The sequence below is a fragment of the Variovorax sp. 20P10.2.4 genome, assembly GCF_058244205.1.
In genome coordinates this window covers 1-1,459 of sequence record NZ_JBZAYE010001087.1, presented here as the reverse complement: position 1 = coordinate 1,459, position 1,459 = coordinate 1, and the positions used below count along the sequence as shown (strand labels likewise).

The following is a 1,459-nucleotide window of genomic DNA, read 5'->3' as shown; positions in this document are numbered from 1 at the left end:
GGAGTTGCGCGGGCGTCATGCCCGAGCCCTGGTCGGCGATGGTGATGCGCACGCGGTCCGGTGCGGCGTCGGGGGTGGCGGACTCGAGGTCCATGCGCAGCTCGATGCGCGCGCCCGGCGCGCTGTGGCGGATGGCGTTGTTCAGCAGGTTGACGATGGCGCGCGTGAGCAGCGAGCCGTCGGCGCGCACGAGGGTCTCGTCGGCGTCGTCGAGGCGCGCATCGATGCGCACGCCGTTGGCCTGCGCATAGTGCCAGGCCTGGTCCCGGGCATCGAGCAGCACGGCGCCCACGTGGGTGTCGGCGAAGCGGTAGTCGTCCGACTCGGCCTGCGCGAAATCCATGAAGCCCTCGGCCAGGTCGAGGGTGCGCTTGGCCTCGCGCCGGATGGCCTTGCGCATGTCTGCGGTGCCGGCCGCGTCCGGGTCGCCCTCGTGCATGGACAGCAGGCTCAGGATGGTGACTTGCGGGCTGCGCAGGTCGTGCGAGAGAAAGCGCCGCCATTCGTCGCGCTGCCGCTGCGCCTCGCGCTCGGTCGTGAGCTCGGGCAGCATGACGACCCAGCCGCGGTCGTCGGGCGCGTCCGCGCCGAAGGCGGCGGCCTCGAGGCGGAACACGCGCGCGTCGGCGGTGGTGTATTCGTCGCGCAGCCGGATCGTCCAGTGCAGCCGCGCCGAGCCCGGGGCATCGGCCTTCGCGGCCGCCGCCATCGGCGCGATCAGCTGCGGCAGCGACAGGCCGCGCAGCGCATCGGGATCGCTGTCGCGCTGCGCGAGCTCGCCGCCGCCGAGCAGGCGGGAAGCGGCCGCGTTGCCCGAGGCGATACGGCCCTGGTCGTCGCAGATCAGCATGGCCACGGGCATCGCATGCATCGCCTCGTCCATCAGCTTCTGCATGCGCTGCACGCGCGCGATGGCGCGGTCGAGCGCCTGCTTGGGATGCACCACCGGGTCGCCCGAGAGCGCGGGCGGCGCGGGCATGACCTCGAACGCGCCGCTCGGGATGGCGTGCAGCACCCGGGCGCGCTGGCGCAGGTAGGCCAGCTGCGACTCGAGCCGGCGCCAGCTCCACAGCAGGTAGAGCAGGAACAGCCCGGCGATCGGCGCCGCGGGCGGCAGCCACCAGTGCCAGCCCAGCATGGCGATGCCGCTGGCCAGCAGGCAGGCGACGGCGAGGCCGAAGGCGATCGGCAGCGCATGGCGCTGCAGGCGCACCAGCAGCCACAGCGCGATCCACAGCGGCACGACGGTCCAGGCCGCGTAGCCGGCCGGCGGCAGCAGCGCGACGTTGCGCGCGTTCATCAGGTCGTCGATGGCGTTGGCATTGACCTCGATGCCGGGCAGCACGCCGCGCATGCCGGCGTTCGGCGTCAGGGTCTGGTCGCCGAGGCCGGGCGCGGTGGCGCCCACGAGCAGCAGCTTGTCGCGCAGCAGCTCGGCGGGCACCTCGCCGCGCAGCAC

1 protein-coding gene is annotated in these 1,459 nt (G+C 73.6%); it reads right to left on the bottom strand.

Going from position 1 to position 1,459, the window contains the following annotated elements; genetic code table 11:
- The coding region (locus AC27VN_RS41315) for a sensor histidine kinase (protein WP_490880490.1) at nt 1-1,459 on the bottom strand (1,459 nt) is incomplete at both ends.